Source organism: Microbacterium jepli, assembly GCF_047237905.1.
In the GTDB taxonomy this organism is placed as follows: Bacteria; Actinomycetota; Actinomycetes; order Actinomycetales; family Microbacteriaceae; genus Microbacterium.
Genome location: NZ_JBDFLW010000005.1, coordinates 1119349 through 1144191 on the forward strand (window position 1 = coordinate 1119349; position 24843 = coordinate 1144191).

At 71.3% G+C, this 24843-nt stretch carries 25 protein-coding genes; 14 read left to right on the forward strand and 11 right to left on the reverse strand.

Annotated features, from left to right (window positions below):
* From pstC to ABC304_RS09520, 5 genes are all read right to left on the reverse strand, one after another.
* Window positions 1–951 carry a phosphate ABC transporter permease subunit PstC gene (gene pstC / locus ABC304_RS09500; protein WP_412930364.1) on the reverse strand — a complete coding sequence of 317 codons (951 nt, stop codon included), beginning with the start codon at window positions 949–951 and terminating at the stop codon, window positions 1–3.
* 99 nt (window positions 952–1050) lie between these two features.
* Window positions 1051–2154 carry a phosphate ABC transporter substrate-binding protein PstS gene (gene pstS, locus ABC304_RS09505; RefSeq protein ID WP_412930365.1) on the reverse strand — a complete coding sequence of 368 codons (1104 nt, stop codon included), beginning with the start codon at window positions 2152–2154 and terminating at the stop codon, window positions 1051–1053.
* 138 nt (window positions 2155–2292) lie between these two features.
* Entirely contained in the window at window positions 2293–3231 is a 939-nt protein-coding gene (locus ABC304_RS09510) for an NUDIX hydrolase (protein WP_412930366.1), read from the reverse strand.
* Entirely contained in the window at window positions 3228–5402 is a 2175-nt protein-coding gene (locus ABC304_RS09515) for an RNA degradosome polyphosphate kinase (RefSeq protein ID WP_412930367.1), read from the reverse strand. The genes ABC304_RS09510 and ABC304_RS09515 overlap by 4 nt, the downstream gene beginning before the upstream one ends.
* A gap of 60 nt (window positions 5403–5462) precedes the next feature.
* Entirely contained in the window at window positions 5463–6155 is a 693-nt protein-coding gene (locus ABC304_RS09520) for a winged helix-turn-helix domain-containing protein (protein ID WP_127096149.1), read from the reverse strand.
* Between the two features lie 150 nt (window positions 6156–6305).
* On the opposite strand from ABC304_RS09520, the gene ABC304_RS09525 reads away from it, so the two are divergent.
* The 4 genes from ABC304_RS09525 (at window position 6306) to ABC304_RS09540 (ending at window position 9595) form a co-directional block, all read left to right on the forward strand.
* Complete coding sequence (locus tag ABC304_RS09525) at window positions 6306–6596, forward strand: hypothetical protein (protein ID WP_412930368.1); 291 nt, start codon at window positions 6306–6308, stop codon at window positions 6594–6596.
* 137 nt (window positions 6597–6733) lie between these two features.
* On the forward strand, window positions 6734–7342 hold the full coding sequence (locus ABC304_RS09530) for a nitrobindin family protein (protein WP_412930369.1): 609 nt from the start codon (window positions 6734–6736) through the stop codon (window positions 7340–7342).
* Window positions 7342–8463, forward strand: a complete 1122-nt coding sequence (gene ygfZ / locus ABC304_RS09535) for a CAF17-like 4Fe-4S cluster assembly/insertion protein YgfZ (protein ID WP_412930370.1) — start codon at window positions 7342–7344, stop codon at window positions 8461–8463. The genes ABC304_RS09530 and ygfZ overlap by 1 nt, the downstream gene beginning before the upstream one ends.
* Window positions 8464–8482: 19 nt before the next feature.
* Window positions 8483–9595, forward strand: a complete 1113-nt coding sequence (locus ABC304_RS09540) for an FUSC family protein (protein ID WP_412930371.1) — start codon at window positions 8483–8485, stop codon at window positions 9593–9595.
* 34 nt (window positions 9596–9629) lie between these two features.
* Here ABC304_RS09540 and ABC304_RS09545 read toward each other — a convergent pair whose 3' ends face one another.
* Entirely contained in the window at window positions 9630–10454 is an 825-nt protein-coding gene (locus ABC304_RS09545; protein WP_412930372.1) for a class I SAM-dependent methyltransferase, read from the reverse strand.
* Window positions 10455–10531: 77 nt separating this feature from the next.
* On the opposite strand from ABC304_RS09545, the gene ABC304_RS09550 reads away from it, so the two are divergent.
* A complete protein-coding gene (locus ABC304_RS09550) occupies window positions 10532–11281 on the forward strand; it encodes a phosphoglyceromutase (RefSeq protein ID WP_412930374.1) in 750 nt (249 codons plus the stop codon).
* Between the two features lie 64 nt (window positions 11282–11345).
* On the opposite strand, the gene phoU is transcribed toward ABC304_RS09550, so the two are convergent.
* The gene (phoU, locus tag ABC304_RS09555) at window positions 11346–12023 is read right to left on the reverse strand and encodes a phosphate signaling complex protein PhoU (protein WP_412930375.1); all 678 of its coding nucleotides are present in this window, start codon (window positions 12021–12023) and stop codon (window positions 11346–11348) included.
* 179 nt (window positions 12024–12202) lie between these two features.
* Here phoU and ABC304_RS09560 point away from each other — a divergent pair, with 179 nt between their 5' ends.
* Both ABC304_RS09560 and ABC304_RS09565 read left to right on the forward strand, forming a co-directional pair.
* Window positions 12203–13453: a sensor histidine kinase gene (locus ABC304_RS09560; protein ID WP_412930376.1), complete on the forward strand. Its 1251-nt coding sequence runs from the start codon at window positions 12203–12205 to the stop codon at window positions 13451–13453.
* Window positions 13450–14133 (forward strand): response regulator, encoded by a 684-nt coding sequence (locus tag ABC304_RS09565; protein WP_412930377.1) that lies wholly within the window; start codon window positions 13450–13452, stop codon window positions 14131–14133. Before ABC304_RS09560 ends, ABC304_RS09565 begins: the two co-directional genes overlap by 4 nt.
* 82 nt (window positions 14134–14215) lie before the next feature.
* On the opposite strand, the gene ABC304_RS09570 is transcribed toward ABC304_RS09565, so the two are convergent.
* Window positions 14216–14704, reverse strand: coding sequence for a DNA modification methylase (locus ABC304_RS09570; protein WP_412930378.1), 489 nt, complete (start codon window positions 14702–14704; stop codon window positions 14216–14218).
* A 146-nt stretch (window positions 14705–14850) separates the two neighbouring features.
* Here ABC304_RS09570 and ABC304_RS09575 point away from each other — a divergent pair, with 146 nt between their 5' ends.
* Both ABC304_RS09575 and ispD read left to right on the forward strand, forming a co-directional pair.
* Window positions 14851–15333, forward strand: coding sequence for a CarD family transcriptional regulator (locus tag ABC304_RS09575; protein WP_412930379.1), 483 nt, complete (start codon window positions 14851–14853; stop codon window positions 15331–15333).
* 49 nt (window positions 15334–15382) lie between these two features.
* Window positions 15383–16591, forward strand: coding sequence for a 2-C-methyl-D-erythritol 4-phosphate cytidylyltransferase (gene ispD / locus ABC304_RS09580; protein WP_412930380.1), 1209 nt, complete (start codon window positions 15383–15385; stop codon window positions 16589–16591).
* Here ispD and ABC304_RS09585 read toward each other — a convergent pair.
* A complete protein-coding gene (locus ABC304_RS09585) occupies window positions 16588–17055 on the reverse strand; it encodes a GNAT family N-acetyltransferase (RefSeq protein ID WP_412930381.1) in 468 nt (155 codons plus the stop codon). The two genes, ispD and ABC304_RS09585, sit on opposite strands and share 4 nt — an antisense overlap.
* Window positions 17056–17534: 479 nt before the next feature.
* Between ABC304_RS09585 and ABC304_RS09590 the strand changes: the two genes are divergently transcribed.
* The 5 genes from ABC304_RS09590 to ABC304_RS09610 all read left to right on the forward strand — a co-directional run bounded on the left by ABC304_RS09590 (window position 17535) and on the right by ABC304_RS09610 (window position 22358).
* Window positions 17535–18458 (forward strand): DMT family transporter, encoded by a 924-nt coding sequence (locus tag ABC304_RS09590; RefSeq protein ID WP_412930382.1) that lies wholly within the window; start codon window positions 17535–17537, stop codon window positions 18456–18458.
* A complete protein-coding gene (locus ABC304_RS09595; protein ID WP_412930383.1) occupies window positions 18439–19209 on the forward strand; it encodes a GntR family transcriptional regulator in 771 nt (256 codons plus the stop codon). Before ABC304_RS09590 ends, ABC304_RS09595 begins: the two co-directional genes overlap by 20 nt.
* Window positions 19210–19218: 9 nt before the next feature.
* On the forward strand, window positions 19219–20640 hold the full coding sequence (cysS, locus tag ABC304_RS09600) for a cysteine--tRNA ligase (RefSeq protein ID WP_412930384.1): 1422 nt from the start codon (window positions 19219–19221) through the stop codon (window positions 20638–20640).
* A complete protein-coding gene (rlmB, locus tag ABC304_RS09605) occupies window positions 20630–21628 on the forward strand; it encodes a 23S rRNA (guanosine(2251)-2'-O)-methyltransferase RlmB (protein WP_412930385.1) in 999 nt (332 codons plus the stop codon). Before cysS ends, rlmB begins: the two co-directional genes overlap by 11 nt.
* Window positions 21629–21716: 88 nt before the next feature.
* Window positions 21717–22358 (forward strand): NAD(P)-dependent oxidoreductase, encoded by a 642-nt coding sequence (locus tag ABC304_RS09610; protein WP_412930386.1) that lies wholly within the window; start codon window positions 21717–21719, stop codon window positions 22356–22358.
* Here ABC304_RS09610 and ABC304_RS09615 read toward each other — a convergent pair.
* The gene (locus tag ABC304_RS09615; RefSeq protein ID WP_412930387.1) at window positions 22355–23668 is read right to left on the reverse strand and encodes a DUF4032 domain-containing protein; all 1314 of its coding nucleotides are present in this window, start codon (window positions 23666–23668) and stop codon (window positions 22355–22357) included. The two genes, ABC304_RS09610 and ABC304_RS09615, sit on opposite strands and share 4 nt — an antisense overlap.
* A 68-nt stretch (window positions 23669–23736) precedes the next feature.
* The gene (locus ABC304_RS09620) at window positions 23737–24840 is read right to left on the reverse strand and encodes an ABC transporter ATP-binding protein (RefSeq protein ID WP_412930388.1); all 1104 of its coding nucleotides are present in this window, start codon (window positions 24838–24840) and stop codon (window positions 23737–23739) included.
* Window positions 24841–24843 lie beyond the last annotated feature (3 nt).

A 24843-nucleotide genomic window follows, 5' to 3' on the forward strand; every position in this document is an offset into this window, starting at 1 on the left:
TCAGTTCGCTCCCGAGAATTCCTTGCGACGGTTCACGATCCAACGCGCGACCGCGTTGACCACGAACGTCACGATGAAGAGGATGAGGCCGGTCGCGATCAGGACGTTGATGTTCGTCGCATAGGCCTCGGGGAAGGTCAGCGCGATGTTCGCCGCGATCGTCGACGGGTTGGTCGAGGTGAAGAGCTGGAACGACACGGCACCGGTGGCGGAGAGGACCATGGCGACGGCCATCGTCTCGCCCAGCGCGCGGCCCAGGCCCAGCATCGAGGCCGACACGATGCCCGAGCGACCGAACGGGAGCACCGCCATGCGGATCATCTCCCAGCGCGTCGCGCCGAGGGCCAGCGCGGCCTCCTCGTGGAGGACGGGGGTCTGCAGGAAGATCTCGCGGCAGATGGCCGTGATGATCGGCACGACCATGACGGCGAGCACGATGGAGGCGGTGAAGATCGTGCGGCCGGTGGCCGAGGCATCGCCCGCGAAGAGCGGGAACCATCCCGCGTTGGAGTTCAGCCACGCGTACACCGGCTGCACCGCCGGCGCGAGGATCAGGATGCCCCAGAGGCCGAAGACGACGGAGGGGACGGCCGCCAGCAGGTCGACGATGTAGCCGAGACCCTGCGCCAGGCGGCGGGGCGCGTAGTGGGTGATGAAGAGCGCGACGCCGAGGGAGAGCGGCACCGCCATCAGGAGGGCGAGGAGTGCCGCCCAGACCGTGCCGAAGAGCAGCGGGCCCACGTACGACCAGAAGTCGGACGTCAGGAGCGAGGCGCTCGCGCTGGTGGCGCCGAATGCCGGGATGGACTGGATGATGAGGAACAGGGCGACGGCGGCGAGCGTCGCGAGGATCATCGATCCGGCGAAGAGGGCTGAGCCGGAGAACCAGAGGTCGCCGGGCCTCTGCTTCACCTTCGTCCGCGCCTCGGGCGCCGCGGTGGTGGCTGTCATGTCCAGTCCTCTGTCTCTGGGAGGGGCGGGGTCGTCCGTCGGGCGGGGGTGCGGCCCCGAGCCGACCGCGAGGGTCGGCCCGGGGCCGCGGGAGGGGTGTTACTTGATGGCGTCGATCGCGGTGGTCGCCTTCTCGCGGAGCGAGTCGGAGATGGGTGCGCTGCCCGCGTTCGAGGCGGCCGACTCCTGGCCGCTCTCGCTGATCGCGGTGGTGAAGAAGCCCTTCACGAGCTCCGCGGCAGCCGCGTCCTTGTACTCCGCGCAGCCGATGAGGTAGCTGACGAGCATGACGGGATAGGCGCCGGCCTCGGTGGTGGTGCGGTCGATCTTGATCGCGAGGTCGGTGTCGGCACGGCCCTCGTCGAACGGCGACGCGTCGAGCGCGATCGCGGCACCCTCGGGGGAGTGGGCCACGAACTCGTCGCCGACCTTGACGCTGACGGACGAGAAGTCCGCGGCCTGCGAGGAGTCGATGTAGCCGATGGTGCCCTGGCCGCCCTTGACGGCGTTGGCCACACCCGACGTGCCCTGAGCCGCCTCGCCGCCCTGCACCGGCCACTCCTCGACGGAGCCGTAGGTCCACGCGGACTCGGCGGTCTTGGAGAGGTAGTCGGTGAAGTTGGCCGTGGTGCCCGACTTGTCGGAGCGGTGCACGGGGGTGATGGCCGTGGAGGGCAGCGTCACGCCGGAGTTCGTGGCGGCGATCGCCGGATCGTTCCAGGTGGTGATGGTCCCGGCGAAGATGCCCGCGAGGGTGGCCGCGTCGAGGTTCAGCGAGTCGACGCCGTCGAGGGTGAAGACGATCGCGATCGGCGACACGTAGGCAGGGATCTCGACCAGGTCGGAGCCGGCGGCGCACGCGTCGAACGGTCCGGCGGAGATCTCCTCGGCCTTGAAGGCGCGGTCGGAGCCGGCGAACGCGACGGCGCCCGAGCCGAAGGACTCACGACCCGTGCCCGAGCCGGCGGGGTCGTAGTTCACGGTGACGTCGGGGTTGGTGGTCTGGAACTCGGCCGTCCAGGACTGGACGGCGACCTGCTGCGAGGTGGCGCCGGAGCCGGTCAGCGTGCCGCTGAGGCCCGCGGGGGCGTCGCTGGAGGCGGGCGGCGCGCCGGCCCCGCTCTCGTTCGACGCGCAGCCGGCGAGGGTGAGGGCCGCGATGGCGGCGACAGCGCCCAGCTGGGCGATGCGGGAGATCTTCACAGTGTTCCTTCTCGGGTCAGGGTGAGGTCCGGTGCAGGACCCGTTCTGAAACGTAGGAGGCCGTTCTTACGCGCCAGGGCCGACAAGGTGAACGGACGGTGAACGACCCCGGGATTCAGCTGTGGATCTGACCGCCGATCAGGGCTTGGGTTCGTGCGTCTCGATGGCGATGATGCCCGATCCCGGGTTCGTCGTCGAGAGGTGCACCACGGAGAACGAGGCGGGCTCGAGGGACGACGCGCTCCCGAGGTAGGAGCCGCGCATGGTCCCCGTGGCGAGCGCGATCTCGCTCAGGATGTCGGGCAGCACCGGTCCGTGGCTGCACAGCACCGCCGGCTTGCCGGATCGCACCCGACGGCCGATCACCGAGCGGGGGTCGGACTCGCCGCCTTCCCAGGCGTCCTGACTGATCAGCGATGTGCGGACGATCTTCCGCCCCAGAGCCGCCGCGAGCGGAGCCACCGTCGTGAGGCAGCGCACGGCGTCGCTGCTGACGATCTTGCGCACGCCGAAGGCGCTCAGCGGTCCGACGATGCTCTCCGCCTGGCGCACGCCTCGACGGGTCAGCGGTCGGGCGGCGTCCTCCCCGCTCCACTGCTCCCGCGGCGTGGCCTTGGCATGCCGCAGCACGATGATCGGGAAGGTGGAGAGCACGCCGTCGTCGACGAAGCGCAGGAAGTTCTGCAGGATGTCGACGTCGACGGGGTAGCTCAGCGAGCTCAGCGCCTTCTTCGGCGTCATCCACTCGAGTGCCGCGATCTCGCGGTTCGGCCGGAACGCCGAGGCGCGGATCGCCTCCTCCGTCGCGTGGGCCGACCAGTAGTGCACGATCTTCTGGCGTCTGCTCGGGAGCTTGTACCGCGACACGCCCACGGGGATGCCGAGGTGCACGCGGATGCCCGTCTCCTCGAAGATCTCCCGCACGGCGGTCTCGGCGAGCATCTCGCCGGGGTCGACCTTGCCCTTGGGCAGCGTGATGTCGGCGTAGCCCGTGCGGTGCACGGCGAGCACCATGAGCTTGCCCTCCACCTCGCGCCAGACGACACCGCCCGCGGCGTAGACCGCGGTCTCGGTCATCGCACCGCCCGTGCCCGGCGGCGGCGCTGCACGGTCGCCATCGTGCGCTCCTGCAGGTCGACGAGCGGAGCTCCCTCGGCGTCGGTGCTGTGCCGCGTCCACTCGCCGTCGACGCCCAGCCACCACGAGCTGGTGGTGTCGGCCATCGCGAAGTCGAACAGGTCGGTGAGCTCCTTGATGTGCGCGGGGGCCACCACCCGCACCAGCGCCTCGACGCGGCGGTCGAGGTTGCGGTGCATCATGTCGGCGCTGCCGATGTAGACCTGCGGGTCGCCGTCATTGTGGAAGGCGAAGATCCGCGAGTGCTCCAGATAGCGACCCAGGATGCTGCGGACGGTGATGTTCTCGCTCATCGCGGGCACGCCGGGCTTGATCGAGCAGATGCCGCGCACCCAGACCTCGACGGGCACGCCGGCCTGGCTGGCACGGTACAGCGCGTCGATGATCTGCTCGTCGACCATCGAGTTCACCTTGATGCGGATGTGCGCCGGTTTGCCCGCCTGCGCGTTGCGGCGCTCCTTGTCGATGGCGCGCAGCAGGCCCTTCCGCAGGTGCAGCGGCGCCACGAGCAGGCGCTTGAACTTCTTCTCGATCGCGTAGCCCGAGAGCTCGTTGAAGAGGCGGGTGAGATCGCGACCGACCTGGTCGTCGTCGGTGAAGAGGCCGAAGTCCTCGTAGATACGGCTGGTCTTGGGGTTGTAGTTTCCCGTGCCGATGTGCGCGTAGTGGCGCAGCACCCCGTCCTCCTCGCGGATGACGAGCGCGAGCTTGCAGTGGGTCTTCAGGCCCACCAGGCCGTAGACGACATGGACGCCGGCCTTCTCGAGCTTTCGCGCCCAGACGATGTTCGCCGCCTCGTCGAACCGGGCCTTGACCTCGACCAGCGCGAGCACCTGCTTGCCCGACTCGGCGGCGTCGATGAGCGCCTGCACGATGGGGCTGTCGCCCGACGTGCGGTACAGAGTCTGCTTGATGGCCAGCACGTGCGGGTCGCGAGCGGCCTGCTCGAGGAACGCCTGGACGCTCGTGGCGAAGGACTCGTAGGGGTGGTGGACGAGCACGTCGCCGGCGCGGATCGCCGCGAAGAGATCGGCGCGCCCGTTCTGCTCGGCCGGCTGGAACGCCACGGCGGTCTTCGGCACGTGCGGGGGGTACTTGAGCTCCGGGCGGTCGATGCGGCCGAGGCCGAAGAGCCCGCGGAGGTCGAGGAGCCCGGGCAGGCGGTAGACCTCCTGCGCCGTGATCGACAGCTCGCTGATGAGCAGGTCGAGGGTGACGTCGTCCATGTCGTCGGTGACCTCAAGGCGGATCGGGGGACCGAACCGGCGACGCAGCAGCTCCGCTTCCAGCGCCTGGATGAGGTTCTCGGTCTCGTCCTCCTCGATGACCACGTCTTCGTTGCGGGTGAGGCGGAACGTGTGGTGGTCGAGGATCTCCATGCCAGGGAACAAGTCGCCCAGGTGGTTGGAGATCAGGTCTTCGAGGGGCAGGTACCGGATGATGTCCGTGTCGGGGTCGTGGGGGACCTCGATCAGCCGCGGCAGCATCGGCGGCACCTTCAGACGCGCGAACTCCTGGCGGCCCGTGCGGGCGTTGCGGATGCGGATCGCGAGGTTCAGCGACAGGCCCGAGATGTAGGGGAACGGGTGCGCGGGGTCGACGGCCAGCGGCATGAGCACGGGGAACACCTGCGACTGGAAGTACTCCGACAGATTCTCCCGCTCGATGTCCGACAGCTCGGGCCACGAGATGACCTCGATGCCCGCGTCGGCCAGCGCGGGCCGCACCAGGGTGGTCCAGGCATCCGCGTGCCGCTCCTGGAGGCGGTGCGCCTCGCCGGAGATGTCGGTCAGGACGTCCTGGGCGGCGCGCCCGACGTTGGTGGGCACGGCCAGACCGGTGACGATGCGGCGCTTGAGGCCGGCGACGCGCACCATGAAGAACTCGTCGAGGTTGCTGGCGAAGATGGCCAGGAAGTTCGCCCGCTCGAGCACCGGGATGCTCGGGTCCTCCGCCAGCTCCAGCACCCGCTTGTTGAACGCGAGCCAGCTCACCTCGCGGTCGAGGTACCTGTTCTCGGGCAGCTGCGCGTCTGCGGCCTCGAACGCCTCGTCGAAGTCGTCGTCGTCCGCGTCGCCCAGTCCGGCATCGAGCAGGTCGTGTTCGATCATCCCCTCATCATTGCAGGGTGAGGTGACGCGCGCGTGAACGGGCGGAGGCCTGGCGCAGCGTCAGGATCGGACGGCCGGAGCGGGCAGCTGGTCGTCTTCGTAGACGTTGAAGCGGTAGCCCACGTTGCGCACGGTGCCGATGAGCTGCTCGAGGTCGCCGAGCTTCGCGCGGAGGCGGCGGACGTGCACGTCGACGGTGCGGGTGCCCCCGAAGTAGTCGTAGCCCCACACTTCGCTGAGGAGCTGCTCGCGCGTGAAGACGCGCGAGGGGTGCGTGGCGAAGAAGTGCAGGAGCTGGAACTCCTTGTAGGTGAGGTCGAGCGCCTTGCCGTGCACCTTCGCGGAGTAGGAGGACTCGTCGATCGTGATGCCGGAGGTCTGGATGCGGGTGCTGACCTGCTCCGCACTCTGGCGTCCGATAGCAAGGCGGACGCGGGCGTCCACCTCGGCAGGGCCGGCGGTGACGAGGATGACGTCGTCCACGCCCCAGTCGGTCGAGACCGCCGCCAGGCCGCCCTCGGTCACGACGAGGAGGAGCGGGGCATCCAGTCCCGTCGTGGTCAGGATCTTGCACAGCGACTTGGCGCTGACGAGATCGAGCCGGGCGTCGACGATGACCACGTCGGCCGCCGGGGCGTTCACGAGCGAGGCCGGTTCGGCGGGGATCTGCCGCACGCGGTGGCTGAGGAGCTCGAGGGACGGCAGGACGGCGCCACCCCCCAGAGTGGAGCTCAGAACAAGAAGCTGTGCCAAGAAGCGCCGTCCTTCCGCGGCGGATTCCCGGCCACGTCGGCTTCAGTTTACGACGAGCACGCCCCTCCTCCGATCGGCGGCTGTGACGGATGCCGTCACATGCCGACGGGGACGGATGCGGCGGCGTGCCCCGTGGGGGATGATGAGGGTGTGGTCGTTCCAGAACTCGCCCCGCGGCGCACCTTTGGAGGCGTCGTCGCGGTGTGGGGCGTGGCCGCTCTCGTCGGCGTCGTCATCGGCGCCTTCGTGCCGGCCGAATGGCGTGCCGCCTGGCTCATCGTGAGTCTCGGCGGATGCCTGCTCCTGAGCTTCGGCGTGCAGCTGTGGTTCGGACGCTCGCAGGGCTTCACGGAGCGGGTCGCCGCCGGCGTGCTCGGAGCCCTCCTCGTGCTGGGCGTCATCAGCGCGGGGTTCGGTCTCGCGTCCATCGTTCCGGGATAGGATCGCAGCATGGACGGTCTCCTCGCGCTCGAATTGTTCTTCGTGGGCCTTCTCGTGCTCGCATCGCTGGCGATCTTCTTCGTGTCCGGTGTGGTGCTGAAGAACCTGTTCCGCGGCCAGCGCTGAGTCGCGGCGTCGTGTTCGACCTGCCGACCGACCTCCCCGCCGACCTGGTGCCGCTCTCTTGGCTCATCGGCGTGTGGGAGGGCACAGGGATCATCGACTACACCGTGGGCGATACCCGGTACAGCGGTGAGTTCGCGCACCGCGTGAGCTTCGTCGCCGACGGCGGTCAGCTCCGCTATGCCGCCGACGCCTGGTTCCTCGAGGGTGCGGGCGAGGAGCAGACGAAGACGCCGCTGGTCTCCGAAGTGGGCTTCTGGCGCCTCGCCCGTCCGGCGGGACCGCACGATCCCGGCCCGGGGCTCCTTCCGGCCACCGCGCCGGCCGTGGTCCGCACCGCCGACGACGTCGAGGCGCTCCGCAACGCGGAGGGCGGCTTCGACATCGAGGTGCTCCTCGCGCACTCCGACGGCGTGAGCGAGCTGTACCTCGGGCAGGTACGCGGGCCGCGCATCGACCTGGGCACCGACCACGTGGCGCGCACAGCGTCGGCGAAGGCCTACGCCGCAGCATCCCGCATGTACGGACTCGTCGACGGACACCTGCTCTGGGCGTGGGACATCGCGGCCCTCGGGCAGGAGCTCGGCTCCCACGCCTCCGCGCGGCTCGCGCGGGCCGAGTGATGGACGCCACCTCCGCCCCCGACGCCGAGTTCGCCCGCGTGCCCGGTGCCGTCGTCGACGAGACTGGCCTGCACCACCTCGGCAACCCGCTCGGCGAGCAGCGCGCGCTCGCCACCGGCACCGCCGTGGCCCCCCTCGCCGATCGTCGCGTGCTCGCGGTCTCGGGCGAGGACCGGCTGACCTGGCTCGACTCCGTCGCCTCGCAGGCGCTCGCCCGGCTGCAGCCCGGCGTGAGCACCGAGCTCCTCATCCTCGACCCGCAGGGGCGCATCGAGCACGCCGCGTCCGTGGTCGACGACGGCGAGACGACCTGGCTGCTCGTCGACGACTCCGACGCCGACCCTCTCCTCGCCTGGCTGCTCCGGATGCGGTTCCGTCTCCGCGTCCAGCCCCGTGACGCCTCGGACGAGTATGCGGTGGTCGGCGGCACGGCCGCGGCCGCAGCATCCCTCCCCGTGGCATCGCCCGCGGGTGTCCCGCTCGTGTGGCACGACCCGTGGCCCGGCGTCTCGGTCGGGGGCTGGGGCTACGCCGTCACCGCGCCCCACCCGGGCGGCGACCGCGACTGGGCGGAGGCCGTCGTGCCCCGCGCGCTCCTCGCCGAGCTCGCCGACGCGGCTGTCCGAGGAGAGCGGATGCTGGCCGGCCGGGATGCCGCGGAGGCTCTGCGGATCGCCGCCTGGCGCCCGCGCCGCTCGGCCGACGTGGACGAGCGCGCCATCCCGCACGAGCTGGACTGGATGCGCACCGCCGTGCACCTCGACAAGGGCTGCTATCGCGGGCAGGAGACCGTCGCGAAGGTGCACAACCTGGGCCACCCGCCGCGGCGCCTGGTCGCGCTGCAGCTCGACGGCAGCGGCTCGGAGCTTCCGAAGCCGGGCGCGGGGGTGCGCGTGGGCGACGATGTCGTCGGCGCGGTGACCTCGGTCGCGCTGCACTTCGAGGAGGGGCCGATCGCGCTCGCGGTGGTCAAGCGCACGACGCCCGTCGACGCGCAGCTGCTGGTCGACGGAGCCGACGGTCCCATCGCCGCCGGGCAGGAAGTGGTCGTGCCGCCCGAAGCGGGCGCCACGGCGAACGTTCCGCGGCTGCCCCGCTTGGGTCGGCGCACCCGCGCATGAGGCCTCCCGCGAGGGCGCGATGAGCGGCTCGCGGGAGCCGGCGACCGGCACGACGGTCATCCCGACCGGCTGGCGGGCGCGCATCGATCCCCGACCGGGCCTCGTCCGGGTCTACGGATCGACCAACGCGATCCTGCAGATCGTGATCGCCGCGACCGGCGCCTATCTGTTCGCCACCGGGGTGCTGGGCCACACCGCACCTCTGCTGGCGGCCACCGTCACCGTCTCGAGCCTCGGTCTCGTGCGCGACGCGCGACCCCGGCGGGTGCTGGAGACGGTGCTCGGGATGCTGGTGGGCATCCTGGTCGCGGAGCTGCTGCTGCTCGTCGCCGGCTCGGGGTGGTGGCAGCTGGCCATCGCGCTCGCCGCGACGCTCGCCGTGGCGCGCTTCCTGTCCGATCAGGCGAGCTTCGCGATCGCGGCGGCCATCCAGTCGCTCATCGTGATGATCATCCCCGCGAACACGCCCTTCCTCCGCCTGGCCGACGGTCTCGTCGGCGGGGTCGCGGCGCTGCTGGTCACCGCTCTCGTGCCGCGCAATCCGAGCCGGGCCGCCGCCCGCGACGGCGCCGCGCTCTTCGCGCGCTTCGACGGCGCCGCGTCGACTCTCGCCCAGGCGCTGCGGCGCGCCGACCGCATCCGCGGTGCCCGCGGACTCGAGAAGGCCCGCGCGCTGCAGCCACTCGTCGACCAATGGCGCTCGTCGCTGGAGTCGGGGCTGTCGATCGCGCGCATCTCGCCCTTCCTCCGCCGTCAGCGCTCGGAGCTGGAGCGCGAGGAGCGCATCCGGCAGTCGATGGATCTGGCGACGCGCAACCTGCGCGTCGTCGCCCGGCGCGCGGTGTACCTGCTCGACGACGGCGTGTCCCGGCCGGTCGCGGCCGACGTCATCGGGGAGCTCGCGCAGGGGGCGCGGCTCATCGCCGACTCGCTGCACGACATCTCGCAGGAGCCGATCGCCCGCGAGGTGCTGCGCGCCGTCGCCGGGCGGCTCGAGCCGTCCGACCTCCTGCCCGGGGCCTCGCTGGGCGACCACAACCTCATCGCCGCGCTGCGACCGCTCGCCGTCGACCTCCTGACCGCGACGGGCATGCCCGCCGCCGAAGCGCGCGCGAGCGTTCCGCGCATCTGATCCCGAGTCGGTCTGCCGAGCCGTCTGCCGCGCGTCAGCCGGGAGCGACGGCGCTCCACGGCACCGTGGCCTCGCCGAGCCGCCAGCGCGTGCGCTCGAGCAGGGGCCAGCCGGCATCCGTCATCGACTGCAGGGCGCGCCGCCACCGCTCGACCGGTCCGAAGGGCGCGAGGGCGACCGCGCGTTCCCACTCGGCGTCGAGCGCGGAGAAGTAGGAGTGGACGCGCTCGCCGGCCACGTTGTGGTGGATGAGGGCCTTCGGGAGGCGCTCGGCGGCGATCGAGGGATGCTGCAGCCCGGCCAGCCGGAGTGACACGGTGAGCGTGCGCGGCGTGGCGTCGGAGCCGATCGCGACCCACGTGCAGACACGGCCGATCTCGTCGCACGTGCCCTCGACGAGAAGTCCGCCCGGGGCGAGCCGATCGGCCATGCGGCGCCAGGCGGCGGCGACGTCCGCCTCGTCGTACTGTCGCAGCACATTCATCGCCCGGATCACGGCGGGCCGGCGACCGCCGGGCAGCGGCACCTCGAAGCCGCCGATGCCGAACGACACGGCGGCGTCCGGTGGGAAGGAGGTCTCGCCGGCGTGCACGGCCGCCAGCTGCTCGCGGGCGCGCTCCACCCGGGCGGGCTCGATCTCGAGCCCGCGCACCTCGACGTCGGCGCGCGAGCGGGCGAGACGCGCATGCAGTTCGAGCGCGGTGACGCCGCTGGCGCCGTAGCCGAGATCGACGACGAGCGGATCGGCCGCCCGCTGCAGCTCCGGCCGGCGGGCGATCCAGCGGTCCACCCGCCGGAGACGGTTCGTCCCGGTCGTGCCGCGGGTCACGCGGCCGATGGGGGATCCCGCTCTCGCCATGCGTCCATGATCCCAGCTGCGTCCTGTCGCACGCCGCGCGGACACGGAGCGCAGCATCCCCTCGATATCATCGAGGCATGAGTGCGCCCCACACGCTGATCCTCCTTCGCCACGGCCAGAGCGAATGGAACGAGCTGAACCTGTTCACCGGCTGGGTGGACGTCCGCCTGACCGACCAGGGCAAGGCCGAGGCCAAGCGCGGCGGTGAGATGCTCGCCGAGGCCGGCCTGCACCCCGACGTGCTGTACACGTCGGTTCTGAGCCGCGCGATCCAGACGGCGAACATCGCCCTCGACGCCGCGGACCGCCTCTGGATCCCCGTGAAGCGCTCCTGGCGCCTGAACGAGCGTCACTACGGCGCTCTGCAGGGCAAGGACAAGGCCCAGACGCTCGAGGAGTTCGGACAGGACCAGTTCATGCTGTGGCGCCGCTCCTTCGACGTGCCGCCGCCGGATCTCGCAGACGACAGCGAGTGGAGCCAGGTCGGCGATCCCCGCTACGCGGGCATCGACGGCGAGGTTCCCCGTACCGAGTCGCTGAAGATCGTCATCGACCGTCTGCTGCCGTACTGGGCCAGTGACATCTCCGCCGACCTGTCGGCGGGCAAGACCGTGCTCGTGACCGCGCACGGCAACTCGCTGCGCGCGCTCGTGAAGCACCTCGAGGGCATCAGCGACGCGGACATCGCCGAGGTGAACATCCCCACCGGCATCCCGCTCGTATACCGCCTCGACGAGAACCTCGAGCCTCTCGGCCCCGGCACCTACCTCGACCCGGAGGCCGCGGCTGCGGGTGCGGCCGCCGTCGCATCGCAGGGCAAGAAGTAGTCCTCCTCACCGACGACGAAGCGGCTGCCACCCTCGGGTGACAGCCGCTTCGTCGTTCGTGCGCTCAGACGGTGAGGGGGACGCTCTCGGAGTCGGCGTCCTGCGCCCAGTCGCCGGTGGCGAGGTAGACGACCTTCTTCGAGACCGACACGGCGTGGTCGGCGAAGCGCTCCAGGTAGCGGCTCGCGAGGGTCGCGTCGACCGTGGCCGACGGCTCGCCGGTCCAGCTGTCGCTGAGCACCTTCTCGAAGACGCTGATGTGCAGCTCGTCGATCGCGTCGTCGGAGTTGCGCAACAGCTCGGCGAGCGACAGGTCCTCGTTGCGCAGCAGCTCGGTCAGCGTGCGGGCGACCTCGACGTCGAGCTCGCCCATGCGGGTGAACGTCGACTTCAGGCCCTTGGGGATCGCGCGCTCGGGGAAGCGCATGCGGGTCAGCTGCGCGATGTGCTCGGCGATGTCGCCCATGCGCTCCAGCGATGCGCTCACGCGCAGGGCGGTGACGACGATGCGCAGGTCGCGGGCGACGGGCTGCTGACGGGCGAGGATCTCGATGGCCAGCTCGTCGAGGGCGATGGCCTTGTCGTCGATGACGTTGTCGGCCTCGATGACCTCCTCGGCGAGGGAGATGTCGCTGCTGCCGAAGGCGCGGGTGGCCTTGTCGATGGCGATGGTGACGAGCTCGGAGATCTCGACGAGCCGAGCCTGAACGTCCTCGAGTGACTGGTGGAATACTTCGCGCATCTGAGCACCTCTCCTGATCCGCGGCGTTTCCGGGCGTGCCGCGACGACGATTCTCGCCGGGGCGATCATCGCCAGCGAAGGTTAACGGCTGGTGCCGCCGGGGTGAATAGTACCCGGGTCCTTCCTCGTGAGGGCCGTCCGGGCCGTGGGCGGCAGGCTCCGCGGATTACTGTGGAGGGATGGATACGATGCAGCTCCTGCTGCTCGCCCTTCTGGTCGGCGCCGCGTTCGGGGCATTCGTGTCGGCCGTCGTCGTCCTCGCTCTGCGGGCCCGCGACCGCCTCCGCGTCGCCACGTCGCTGGAGATCCCCGACGGCGTGCGCGAGGTGCTCCACAGCATGGATGACGGCGCCGTCGTGATCGACACGTCCGGCACCGTGCTGGCCGCATCGGCGCAGGCCGGCGCGTTCGGGATGCTGGAGGGTGAGGCTCTGCGCAGCGACGAGCTGCGCGCGCTGGCGCGTTCGGCTCGCGGCGGGCATCTGGCCGCCACGGAGACGATGCGCCTGCGTCGCGGTGCCGCACCGGCCGAGCCGCGGCTCGTCGCCGCGCGTGCGACCCGCATCTCCGAGCGCCTCACGCTCCTCATCTTCCGCGACATCACCGAGCGCGAGCGGGTGGAGGAGATGCGCCGCGACTTCGTCGCCAACACCTCCCACGAGCTGAAGACCCCCGTCGGTGCCGTCCTGCTGCTCGCCGAGGCCATCGAGTCCGCGGCGGACGACCCGGACCAGGTGCGCCACTTCGCGGTCCGCCTCGGGGCGGAGGCGAACCGACTCGCGGGCCTCACCTCGCGCATCATGAGCCTTTCCCGGCTGCAGGCCGCCGACGAGCTCAACGAGAACCGCCGCGTCTCCGTCGACGAGGTCGTCGCCTCCGCGATGGACGCCCACGCGCTGCAGGCCGACTCCGCACGCGTCGAGGTGCAGCGCGGCGGCGACCGCCGCCTCTACGTTCAGGGCGACATGCAGGTGCTCAGCGAAGCGGTCGGCAACCTGCTCGCGAACGCCATCGCGTACTCGCCGGCCGGTTCGAGCGTCGGCATCGGCGTGCGCGCCGTCGGCGATGTCGTCGAGATCGCCGTGACCGACCGCGGCATCGGCATCTCCGAGGCCGACCAGCAGCGCATCTTCGAGCGGTTCTACCGCGCCGACCAGGCGCGCTCGCGGCGTACCGGCGGCACCGGGCTGGGGCTGTCGATCGTGAAGTACGCCGTGCAGCGCCACGGGGGAGAGGTGCGGCTGTGGTCGCGCCCGGGCCGCGGTTCGACCTTCACCATCCGGCTGCCCCTCGTCGAGGCGCCCGAGGAGCAGGTGCGTCCGAAGAAGCCCGCACGCAAGAAGAAGCCGGCGGCCGCGAAGGCCGCTCGCACTCCGGTGACCGCGCCCGCGGCATCCGGAACCGACGTCCCGAACGGAGACACCCCATGACCCGCGTCCTGATCGTCGAGGACGAGCCGGATCTGGCCGACCCGCTCGCCTATTTGCTGCGTCGCGAGGGCTACGACGTCGAGATCGCCGAGGACGGCCCGTACGCCCTCACCGCCTTCCGCGAGCGCGGCGCCGACATCGTGCTGCTGGACCTCATGCTGCCCGGGATGCCGGGAACCGAGGTGTGCCGCCAGATCCGCATCGCCTCGGCGGTGCCGATCATCATGCTGACGGCGAAGGACTCCGAGGTCGACATCGTCGTGGGACTCGAGCTGGGCGCGGACGACTACGTCACCAAGCCGTACTCCGCACGCGAGCTGCTGGCGCGCATGCGCGCGGTGCTGCGGCGCCTGGTGCAGCTGGACAACGACCTCGACGAGCGCGTGCTCACGGGTGGGCGCGTGACGGTCGACATCGACCGGCACACGGTCGCGGTGGACGGTCGGGAGATCGGGATGCCGCTCAAGGAGTTCGAGCTGCTGGAGGTGCTGATGCGCAACGCCGGCCGCGTGCTGACGCGCGGTCAGCTGATCGACCGCGTGTGGGGGACCGACTACTTCGGCGACACCAAGACGCTCGACGTGCACATCAAGCGCATCCGGTCGCGCATCGAGAGCAATCCGAGCGAGCCGACGATGCTCGTGACCGTGCGCGGGCTCGGCTACCGCTTCGAGGGCTGAGGCGGCTGCAGGCCGGTGCGGCGGGCAGCTGTCCGCCGACCCGCGATCGCGCTTCGCGTGCGCGGCGTAGCTCCTGCGCTGGTCAGCGCGTGGCGGAGGGCGTCGGGGTCGGCGCCAGGTCGCGCAGGTAGTCGAGCGTGTTGTCGAGCACCGGCACCTGGGCGAGCGAGCCCTGGTCGCCGGAGGCGAAGTAGATCGGGAGAAGCGAGCCGGGCTGCGCGTCGATGCCCTCGAGGAGGAGCGGCTCGTCCTCGGACGTGCCGAGGCTGACCGTCGAGTTCGCGGGCACGCGGATCGAGTCGGTGACCGTGCCGTTGTCGACGTCGATGTCGAGCGTCTGCGGCTCGTTCGACTCGTTGACGATGGCCGCGACGAGGTTGCCCGCCGTGCCGGCCTCGTTCGCGACGATGAGGACGTTGCGCACCTTGAGGGCGCCGGTGCCCATCACCTCGACACCGTCGGAGGGGGCGTACTGGATGAGCGTCGCCTGCGGCGAGATCAGGCTGCAGCCGGTCGATCCGAGAAGGACGGCGGCCCCCAGGGCGACGGACGCGATGAGGCGCGATTTCACGGGTCCTCCAGAGAAAGAGCGGACGGCTGTGCCCCTCAGTCTATGGGGTTTCACGGCCGACCCGCAGGCGGGCGCGGGGCGCACCGGGCGAACCTTAGCGTATGGGGCCTGTGGTATCCTGGTGGTTGCCGAAAGGACATAACTGCATGCTTTTTGAGGTTGGCGAAACAGTCGTCTATCCGCACCATGGCGCGGCCACCATCTCCGAGGTCAAGACCCGGATGATCAAGGGCGAGGAGAAGATCTACCTCAAGCTCCGTGTCACTCAGGGCGACCTGACCATCGAGGTTCCGGCCGACAACGTCGACCTCGTCGGCGTGAGAGACGTCATCGGCAAGGAGGGTCTCGAGCGCGTCTTCGACGTGCTGCGCGCCCCCTTCACCGAGGAGCCGACCAACTGGTCGCGTCGCTACAAGGCGAACCTCGAGAAGCTGGCCTCCGGTGATGTGATCAAGGTCAGCGAGGTCGTTCGCGACCTGTGGCGCCGCGATCAGGACCGCGGCCTGTCCGCGGGTGAGAAACGGATGCTCGCGAAGGCGCGCCAGATCCTCATCTCCGAGCTGGCTCTGGCTGAGAAGACCGACGAGGACCGCGCCAGCGTCGTCCTCGATGAGGTCCTCGCGAGCTGACCGCTCTTCGTCGCGGTCCGCGGCGGCGCTCAGCGCTAGCCTCGGAGTCGTGAACCTGGAACCCGTGCCCTCCGTGGCCGTCATCGTCGTCGCGGCCGGCTCGGGAACGCGTCTCGGCGCCGGCGCGCCGAAGGCTTTCGTCGGGCTCGACGAGCACACCGTGCTGCGCCGGGCCCTCGACGGCGTGTTCGCCGCCGCGTCGGCGCAGGTCGTCGTCGTGGCGCCCTCCGGATACGAGGGGGCGGCGCGCACCGACGCCCTCGCCGCCGCCGGCGAGCACGCGGACCTCGTCCGGATCGTCACCGGCGGGGCGACGCGTCAGGCCTCGGTCGCGGCGGGTCTCGCCGCCGTCTGGGCCGATGTCGACATCGTGCTCGTCCATGACGCCGCTCGCGCGCTCACGCCGCCCGACGTGTTCGCCCGGGTGATCGACGCGGTGCGCGGAGGTGCGCCCGGCGCGCTCCCGGTGCTCCCGGTGGTCGACACGATCAAGCGCGTCGCCGACGGACACGTCATCGGTCCCGTCGACCGTGCGGAGCTGGCGGCCGCGCAGACGCCGCAGGCGTTCGACCGCGCGGTCCTGGATGCCGCCTACCGCGCCGCGGATCGCGAGTACACCGACGATGCGGCGCTCGTCGCCGACCACGTCGCCGGCACCGCCGGCCGGATCGCCGCCGTGGCCGGCGACCCGCTCGCGTTCAAGATCACCGGCCCCGACGACCTCGCGCGTGCGCGGGCGCTCGTGTCGCAGCATCCCGTGTCCGCCCCGCCGTCCGCAGCGCTCCTGCCGCGTGTCGGAGTCGGGACCGACGTGCACGGCTTCGGCGGGAAGGGCGTGCTGTGGCTCGCCGGACTCGAGTGGCCGGGCGAGAAGCCCCTGTCCGGACATTCCGACGGCGACGCGGTCGCCCACGCGATCGTCGACGCGCTGCTGGCGGCTGCGGGGATCGGCGACATCGGCACGCACTTCGGCACGGACAAGCCGGAGTACGCCGGAGCGCATGCCGCAGTGTTCCTCGCGCGCACCGTGGAGCTGCTGGCGGAGGCCGGCTGGCGCGTCGGCAACGTGTCGGTGCAGGTGCAGGCGAATCGTCCGCGGATGTCGGCGCGCCGCGTCGAGTCGGAGCGCGTGCTGTCGCGGGCGCTCGGCGGTGCTCCGGTCTCGGTCAGCGCGACCACGACCGACGGGCTGGGCTTCACCGGAACCGGCGACGGCGTCTCGGCCTTCGCGGTCGCGCTGGTGGTGCCCGCGGGCTAGAGGCGTCGCGTCATGTACGTCGAGAACGGGTCGTCGGTGTAGCTGCCGAACGGTCCGCACTCGACGAAGCTCTCGCTCGCGTAGAGCCCCCGGGCCGCCGCGAAGTCGGCCGTCGACCCGGTCTCCAGCCAGAGGCCTGTGAGGCCCTCGGCGCGCGCGGCGTCGAGGATGTGCCTCAGCAGCGCGCGGCCGACGCCCGTGCCGCGGAACGCGTCGGGCACGCGCATCGACTTGATCTCGCCCTGGTCTGCGTCGAGGCGCGACAGGGCGCCGATCCCCGCGAGTGCGCCGTCGATGCGAGCAGACCACACGGTGATCGATGGATGCCGCAGCCCCTCGATGTCCAGAGCGTGCACGCTCTCGGGCGGCGAGGTGTCGTGCATGCCGGAGAGGTGTAGAACGAGCAGCTCCCGCACGTCGGGGGAGGACAGGTCGGCCACCTGGATGTCGAGCTCGTCGGTCACGCCCCGATCCTCCCATCTCGCCGCGTCCCCGCTCGTTGAGCGAGCGCCACTTGCTCGTTGAGCGAGCGAAGCGAGTCGAAACGCGCGTACGCGTCCGGAGGAGTCGTGTCGATGCGGAGGAGGATTCGGGATGCAGCGTCCTCCCGTTCACCGCATCTCCTCCGGTCTGCTGCCGCGTTTCGTCTCAGTCGCTGCGCTCCCTCGCTCAACGACCGGTAACACCCACCGCTCGTTGAGCGAGCGAAGCGAGTCGAAACGCCCGTACGTCTGCGGAGGAGTCGTGTTGATGCGGAGGAGGATCCGGGATGATGCGTCCTCCCGTTTCCCACATCTCCTCCGGTCCCGCAGCCGCGTTTCGTCTCGGTCGCTGCGCTCCCTCGCTCAACGACCGGGAAGCTCGCTCGTTGAGCGAGCGAAGCGAGTCGAAACGCCTCAACCCGCCCACACCGAAGCCGCCGAATTGTGTAACAATCTCACCCATGCCCCGCCTCCTGCCTTTCGCCGCCGTGCTGCTCGCGGCGCTGTGCTTCGCGACGACGGGCACGGCGCAGCAGCTCGCCGACGTCGACGCGAGTCCGCTGTCGGTCGGGGCGGCGCGGATCCTGATCGGCGGCGGCATCCTCGGTCTCATCGCCCTCATCACCACGGTCCGCCGCGAGCGACCGGCGTCGCGGCCGGCCCGGAGCGGTGTGCCGGTGTGGGTGCTGGTGGCCGTCGGCGCGATCGGTGTCCTCGCGTATCAGCCGACGTTCTTCGCCGGCACGCGGCTCAACGGCGTCGCGGTCGGCACCGTGCTCGCCCTCGGGTCCGCGCCGATCGTGACCGGCGTGCTCGATGCCGTCGTGCGCCGCCGCCCGCCCGGCAGACGCTGGCTCGTGGCGACCACCGTGGCCCTCGTCGGCGTGGTGATGGTCACCGGTCTGACCGGGGGCGGGGTGGGCGCACCCACGCCCGGCGGCATGCTCGCGTCGTTCGGCGCGGGCGCCTCGTACGCGGTCTACGCCGTGGCATCCAAGCTCCTGCTCGACCGGGGATGGGGCGCGCCGCAGGTCATGGGCGCCGTCTTCGGCACCGCCGCCGTCTTCAGCCTGCCGGTGCTGCTGGCGACGTCGCCGGTCTGGCTCGTCACCCCTGCGGGGATCAGCCTGGCCCTCTGGCTCGGCGTGGTCACGACCGCCGTCGCGTATCTGCTCTTCGGCTGGGGGCTCCGGGTGCTGGCGCCGGCGACCGTCGCCACGCTCACGCTCGCCGAACCGCTCGGCGCGACGCTGCTGGGCGTGTTCGTGCTGGGGGAGCGGCTCGGCGTGATCGCGGTCATCGGCCTGGTCGTGCTCGCCGCGGGGCTGGCGCTGCTCAGCATCCCCGCTCGCCGGAGGGAGGCTCATGTCGTCCTCGACACCTGACCGGCACCATGACGCCGCAACGGCCGCGGAAAGCCGGCCCGCAACAGCCGCGGAGAGTCACCCCGCGGCTACCGCCGCCGCGCGCCTCGCGGAGAAGCTGCGGTCGCGCATCCTCGACGGCGAGATGCCTCCGGGCACTCCGCTGCGGGAGGAGGAGCTGGCCCGGCGCCACGGGGTCTCCCGGCACACGGTGCGCACCGCCCTGGCCGCCCTCACCGCGGAGCGGATCGCACGGGCCGTCCCGTTCGCCGGCACGCGCGTGGCCACGCTCGACGACGACGAGCTCGTCGCGCTCCAGCAGCTGCGCGCCGCGCTCGAGACCGAGGCGGTGCGCCTCATCACGGCCGCGCACGGCACCCCGTGGCCGGCGGGCATCGTCGAAGGGACACACGCGGCCCTCGACCGCCTGGCCGCCGCGGAGGCCGCCGGCGACTGGATCACGACCACCCGCGCCCACGCAGCGGTCCACCGCGCCATCGTCGACGCCGCCGGCAGCCCCCGCATCTCGGACGCCTACGCCGCGCTCGAGACGGAGATCCTCCTCCTGCTCGCCCACGTGCGTCCGCACTACGCGGCCCCCGGACTCGCCGACGAGCACCGCCGCTATCTCGAGCTCCTCCCGACGGACGGCGGCGAGGCCGTGCGCGCGCACCTCGAGCACTCCACGCAGCTCATCCGTGCGGCCCGAGGCAGTGCGGGCGACGACGACCGGCCCGGCTCCCTCCCGGTGCCGCACAGGGGCGGCCGGTAGGCTGGAGGGGTGACCCTTCGGCTGTACGACACCCAGGCCCAGGCCGCCCGGGAGTTCGTGCCGCGCGTGCCCGGCGACGTGTCCGTGTACGTCTGCGGTCCGACCGTGCAGTCGGGTCCGCACATCGGACACCTCCGCGGAGCGCTGAGCTTCGACATCCTCCGCCGTTGGCTCGCCCACCGGTTCGGTCGCGTCACCTTCGTGCGCAACGTCACCGACATCGACGACAAGGTGCTCGCCAACGCGACCGACGCCGAGCCGTGGTGGGCGCTGGCGTACCGCATGGAGCTGGCCTTCACTCGCGCCTACTCCGCCATCGGCATCCTCCCGCCGACGTACGAGCCGCGGGCGACCGCCTCGATCCCGCAGATGCTCGAGCTCATCGAGCGCCTGATCGAGGCCGGGCACGCCTACGCCGCCGATGAGGACTCGGATGCCGCGGGTGACGTCTACTTCGACGTGCGCTCCTGGGGCGCCTACGGCTCTCTCACGCACCAGTCGCTCGATGCCATGGAGCCCGCCGCTGACGCCGACCCGCGCGGCAAGCGGGATCCGCGCGACTTCGCGCTCTGGAAGGGTGCGAAGCCCGGCGAGCCGTCCTCCGCGACCTGGACGTCACCCTGGGGCGCGGGGCGCCCCGGCTGGCACATCGAGTGCTCCGCGATGTCGCGGCGCTACCTCGGCGCGGAGTTTGACATCCACGGCGGCGGCCTCGACCTGCGCTTCCCGCACCACGAGAACGAGCTGGCGCAGTCCACGGCCGCCGGCGACGCCTTCGCCCGCTACTGGGTGCACAACGGACTCGTCACCGTCGACGGTCAGAAGATGTCGAAGTCGCTCGGCAATTTCGTGCTCGCCGACGACGCGCTGCGCGGCCGCGACCCGCTCGTCGTCCGCTACGCCCTCGGCGCGGCCCACTACCGTTCGAGCCTCGACGTCACTGACCGCGCCTTCGACGAGGCCGAGTCGGCGCTCGAGCGCATCCGCACCTTCCTGGAGAGAGCGGAGCGGATGCTGGGCACGGCCTCCTGGCTCACGGTCGCTCCGCTGCCCGACGCCTTCGCCGACGCGATGGACGACGACCTCGGGGTGCCGCAGGCGCTCGCCGTCATCCACGACACCGTCCGCGCCGGCAACTCGGCCCTCGACGAGGGCGACCGCGACGCCGCAGCGCGCGCGTCGATCGAGGTCGGCCGGATGGTCGGCATCCTCGGCATCAATCCGCTCGACCCCCAGTGGCGTGCATCGTCCGACAGCGCGGAGAGCGCCGCGCTCGAGACCCTCGTGCAGACCATGATCGGTCAGCGTGCGCAGGCGCGCGCCGACAAGGACTGGGCGAGCGCCGACCGGGTGCGCGACGCGCTGACCGCGGCGGGCATCGTTCTGGAAGACACCCCTGACGCAACGCATTGGAGTTTCGATGGCAGGTAAGCCGCCGCGCGCAGGCGCCAACAAGGGCAAGAAGAAGGGTCCGCTCAAGGGCACCGGCGGCAACGGCCGCCAGGCGCTCGAGGGCCGCGGACCGACGCCGAAGGCGGAGGACCGCGCCTGGCACCCCGCGGGCAAGCGGAAGGCCGCCGCCGAGCGCTACGCGGCTGCGGGCGGTCGCGGCAAGCCCGGCGGCCAGCCGCAGTCGCAGTCACGACCCCGCGCGGCCAAGAAGGACGACGACACCGAGACGGTGACCGGCCGCAACTCGGTGCTCGAGGCGCTGCGGGCCAAGATCCCCGCGACGGCGTTCTACATCGCGCAGCGGGTGGAGATGGACGACCGCGTGAAGGAGATGCTCTCCATCGCGACGCACCGCGGCATCCCCGTCCTCGAAGTCACCCGCCCCGAGCTCGACCGCATGGCAGGCTTCGACGGCGTCCACCAGGGCGTCGCGATCAAGGTGCCGCCGTACGAGTACGCGCACCCGCACGACCTTCTCGAGCAGGTGCTCGACCGCGGTCAGCTGCCCCTGTTCGTCGCGCTCGACGGGATCACCGATCCACGCAACCTCGGCGCCATCATCCGCTCGACCGGCGCATTCGGCGGGCACGGCGTGATCCTGCCGCAGCGCCGCTCCGCGAGCGTCAACAGCGCCGCGTGGAAGACGAGCGCCGGCGCCGCCGCCCGGGTGCCGGTCGCCATCGCGCCGAACCTGACCACGACGCTCAAGGACTTCAAGCGTCAGGGCGTCTTCGTCCTGGGCCTCGACGGCGGGGGAGACGTGTCGCTCCCTGCGCTGCAGCTCGCCGACCGCCCCGTGGTCATCGTGATCGGTTCGGAGGGCAAGGGTCTCTCCCGACTCGTCACCGAGACGTGCGACCAGGTCGTGTCGATCCCGATCGAAGCCGCCACCGAGTCGCTGAACGCCGGCATCGCCGCATCCGTCGCGCTCTACCAGGTGTCGGTCACGCGCTCCGCGTCGGAATGAGTCCCGCCGGGAATGCCCCGGCCCACCCCGCACTTGTGAACGACCAGGCGCAGACGTCCGGTCTGCGCGACCCGCAGGAAGGGAAGACATGTCTCGCATCGCTGTCATCGGAGGAACCGGCTACGCCGGATCGCACATCGTCCGGGAAGCCGTCTCGCGGGGTCACACCGTCGTGTCGGTGGCGCGTTCCGTCGCGTCCGACCGCGTCGAGGGCGCGACGTACCTGGAGGGCACCCTCCTCGACGTCCCCACGCTCGTCGCCCAGCTCGAGGGCGTCGACGTCGTCGTCTCGTCGGTCGCCGCGCGCGGCGACATGCTCGGCCAGCTGCGTCCGGCGATCGCGGAGCTTGTCGCCGCCCTGCCGGCGAACGTGCGGGTCGGCGTGATCGGCGGCGCGGGCGGGTCGCTCGCGGCCCCCGGCGGACCGCGCCTCATCGACACCGAGGGCTTCGCCGACGAGTACAAGCCCGAGGCGTCCGAGGCCATCGGCATCCTCGAGGACCTGCAGGCGGGTCCCGCCGCCCGCGACTGGTTCTACGTGCACCCGGCCGGCGGCTTCGGCGAGTGGGCTCCGGGCGAGCGCACCGGCACCTACCGCGACGGCGGCGACGTGCTCGTCGTCGGCGAGGACGGCCAGTCGTTCATCTCCGGACCCGACCTGGCCGTCGCGGTCGTCGACGAGATCGAGGAGCCGAAGCACTCGCGCGAGCGCTTCACCGTCGGCTACTAGACCAGATCGCGCCAGTCGACCCCGTCCTCGCCGTCGCCGTCGTCGTCGGCCGGGGCGGGGTCGCTCATCACCGGCAGGGACATCGTCTCGGTCGGTGGGCCCATGACCGTGGCCTCATCGCGGCGGTGGCTCAGGACGTCCTCGATGTAGGACGTCAGCACCTCCGCGAGCGGCACGGAGCGGCTCTGCGCCTGCGACATGTACCAGCGGTGCTCCAGCACCTGGTGGAAGACCTCCGCGGGCTCGAGCTTGGCGCGCAGGTGGAACGGGATCGCCATGACGACCGGCTCGAAGACGCGCGTGAGCCACTCGTGGGCGACCATCTCCTCGTCCGATCCGAGCCGCGAGATGCGCGCGCGGAACTCGTCGAGGTCGTTGAGCAGGCGGCGGGCCTGGTTCTCCTCGACGTCGAGGCCGGTCAGGCGGATGAGGCGCCGCTGATGGTGGCCGGCGTCGACGACCTTCGGCTGGATCGACACCTTGGTGCCGTCGGCGGTCGCCTCGATGGACATCTCGCCGATGTCGAAGCCGAGGTCGTTCAGCCGGCGCACGCGCTCGGTCAGGCGCCATGACTCCGCGGCGGCGAAGCTCTCGCGATCGGTGAGCGCGGCCCACAGCGACCAGTAGGAGCTCATGATGCCGTCGGCGATCGCGATGGCGTCCACGCCGCCCTCCAGGCGTCCACCGGCCTCGAGGTCCATGATCTCGCCTGCGATGTTCGTGCGGGCGACGTCGAGGTCGTGCATGCGCTGGCCGCGGGTGAGGCCGGCCTCGTGCAGCTCACCGGTCTCGGCGTCGACGAGGTAGGCCGCGAAGGCGCCGGCGTCGCGACGGAACAGCGTGTTGGACAGCGACACGTCGCCCCAGAAGAAGCCGACGTTGTGCAGGCGGACGAGGAGCGCCGCCAGTGCGTCCACCAGACGCGTCGCCGTGTTCGGGCGCAGCACCTGGGTGAACAGGGCCCGGTAGGGGAGCGAGAACCGCAGGTGCGCGGTGACCAGGGCTGCGGGGAGCGGCTCACCCGCAGCATCCGTCCGTCCGGCGATGACGGCGACCCGGTCGACGCACGGGGCGTCGAGGCGTGTGAGGTTGCCGAGCATGTCGTACTCGCGGCGGGCCATCTCCTCCGTGGTCTCCTTGATCGCCACGACGCGTCCGGACAGGTTGGCGAAGCGCACGAGGTGCCGCGAGATGCCCTTGGGCAGCGACACGATGTACTCGTTGGGCCACTCCGCGAGCGGCGTCGACCACGGCAGGGTCAGCAGACCCGCGTCGACGGAGCTGGCGGTGATGCTGAGGGCGTGCGGCATGTGTTCCTCGGGAAATGCCGCGGCGCGGACAGGTACGAGACCTGTCCGCGCCGCGGGATGGACCGTTGTCAGGCCGAGACGACCGGCTTGTCGTTCAGGCGCTCGCCCGACTCGACGTCGAAGGCGTGCACGTGACCGGCCGTGGCCGCCAGCGTGACCGTCTCGCCGGCGTTCGGGTGCGAACGACCGTCGACGCGCGCGACGATGTCGGTGCGCTTGCCGCCGATCTCGGTGTGGCCGTAGAGGTAGCCGTCCGCGCCGAGCTCCTCGACGAGGTCGACGACGACCGGGAGGCCCCGGCCGTCGGCGGGGCCGACGACGATGTCCTCCGGACGCACGCCCACGGTGACCTGGCTGCCGTTGGCACGGCCGACGGTGTCGCGGTCGAGCGGCACGATCTCGGTGCCGAAGCGGATGCCGCCGTCGGCCAGGTCGGCCTGGAACAGGTTCATCGCGGGGGAGCCGATGAAGCCGGCGACGAACACGTTGTTCGGCTTCTCGTACAGGTCGCGGGGCGTGCCGACCTGCTGGAGGAGGCCGTCCTTCAGCACGGCGATGCGGTCGCCCATCGTGAGCGCCTCGGTCTGGTCGTGCGTGACGTAGACCGTGGTGACGCCGAGGCGGCGCTGCAGCGACGCGATCTGGGTGCGGGTCTGCACGCGCAGCTTGGCGTCGAGGTTCGACAGCGGCTCGTCCATGAGGAAGACCTGGGGCTGACGCACGATGGCACGGCCCATGGCGACGCGCTGACGCTGGCCACCCGAGAGGGCCTTCGGCTTGCGGGTCAGGTAGTCCTCGAGGTCGAGGAGCTTCGCGGCCTCGAGCACGCGGGACGCACGCTCCTCCTTGCCGACACCGGCGATCTTGAGCGCGAAGCCCATGTTCTCCGCGACGGTCATGTGGGGGTAGAGCGCGTAGTTCTGGAAGACCATCGCGATGTCGCGATCCTTCGGCGGGATGTCGGTGACATCGCGGTCGCCGATGAGGATGCGGCCGGAGTTGACCTCTTCGAGGCCGGCCAGCATGCGCAGCGAGGTGGACTTTCCGCAGCCGGAGGGGCCGACGAGGACCAGGAACTCGCCGTCGGCGATGTCGAGGTTCAGCTTGTCGACCGCGGCGCGGGTGCCGCCGGGGTAGAGGCGGGTGGCGTTGTCGAACGTGACGGAAGCCATGTG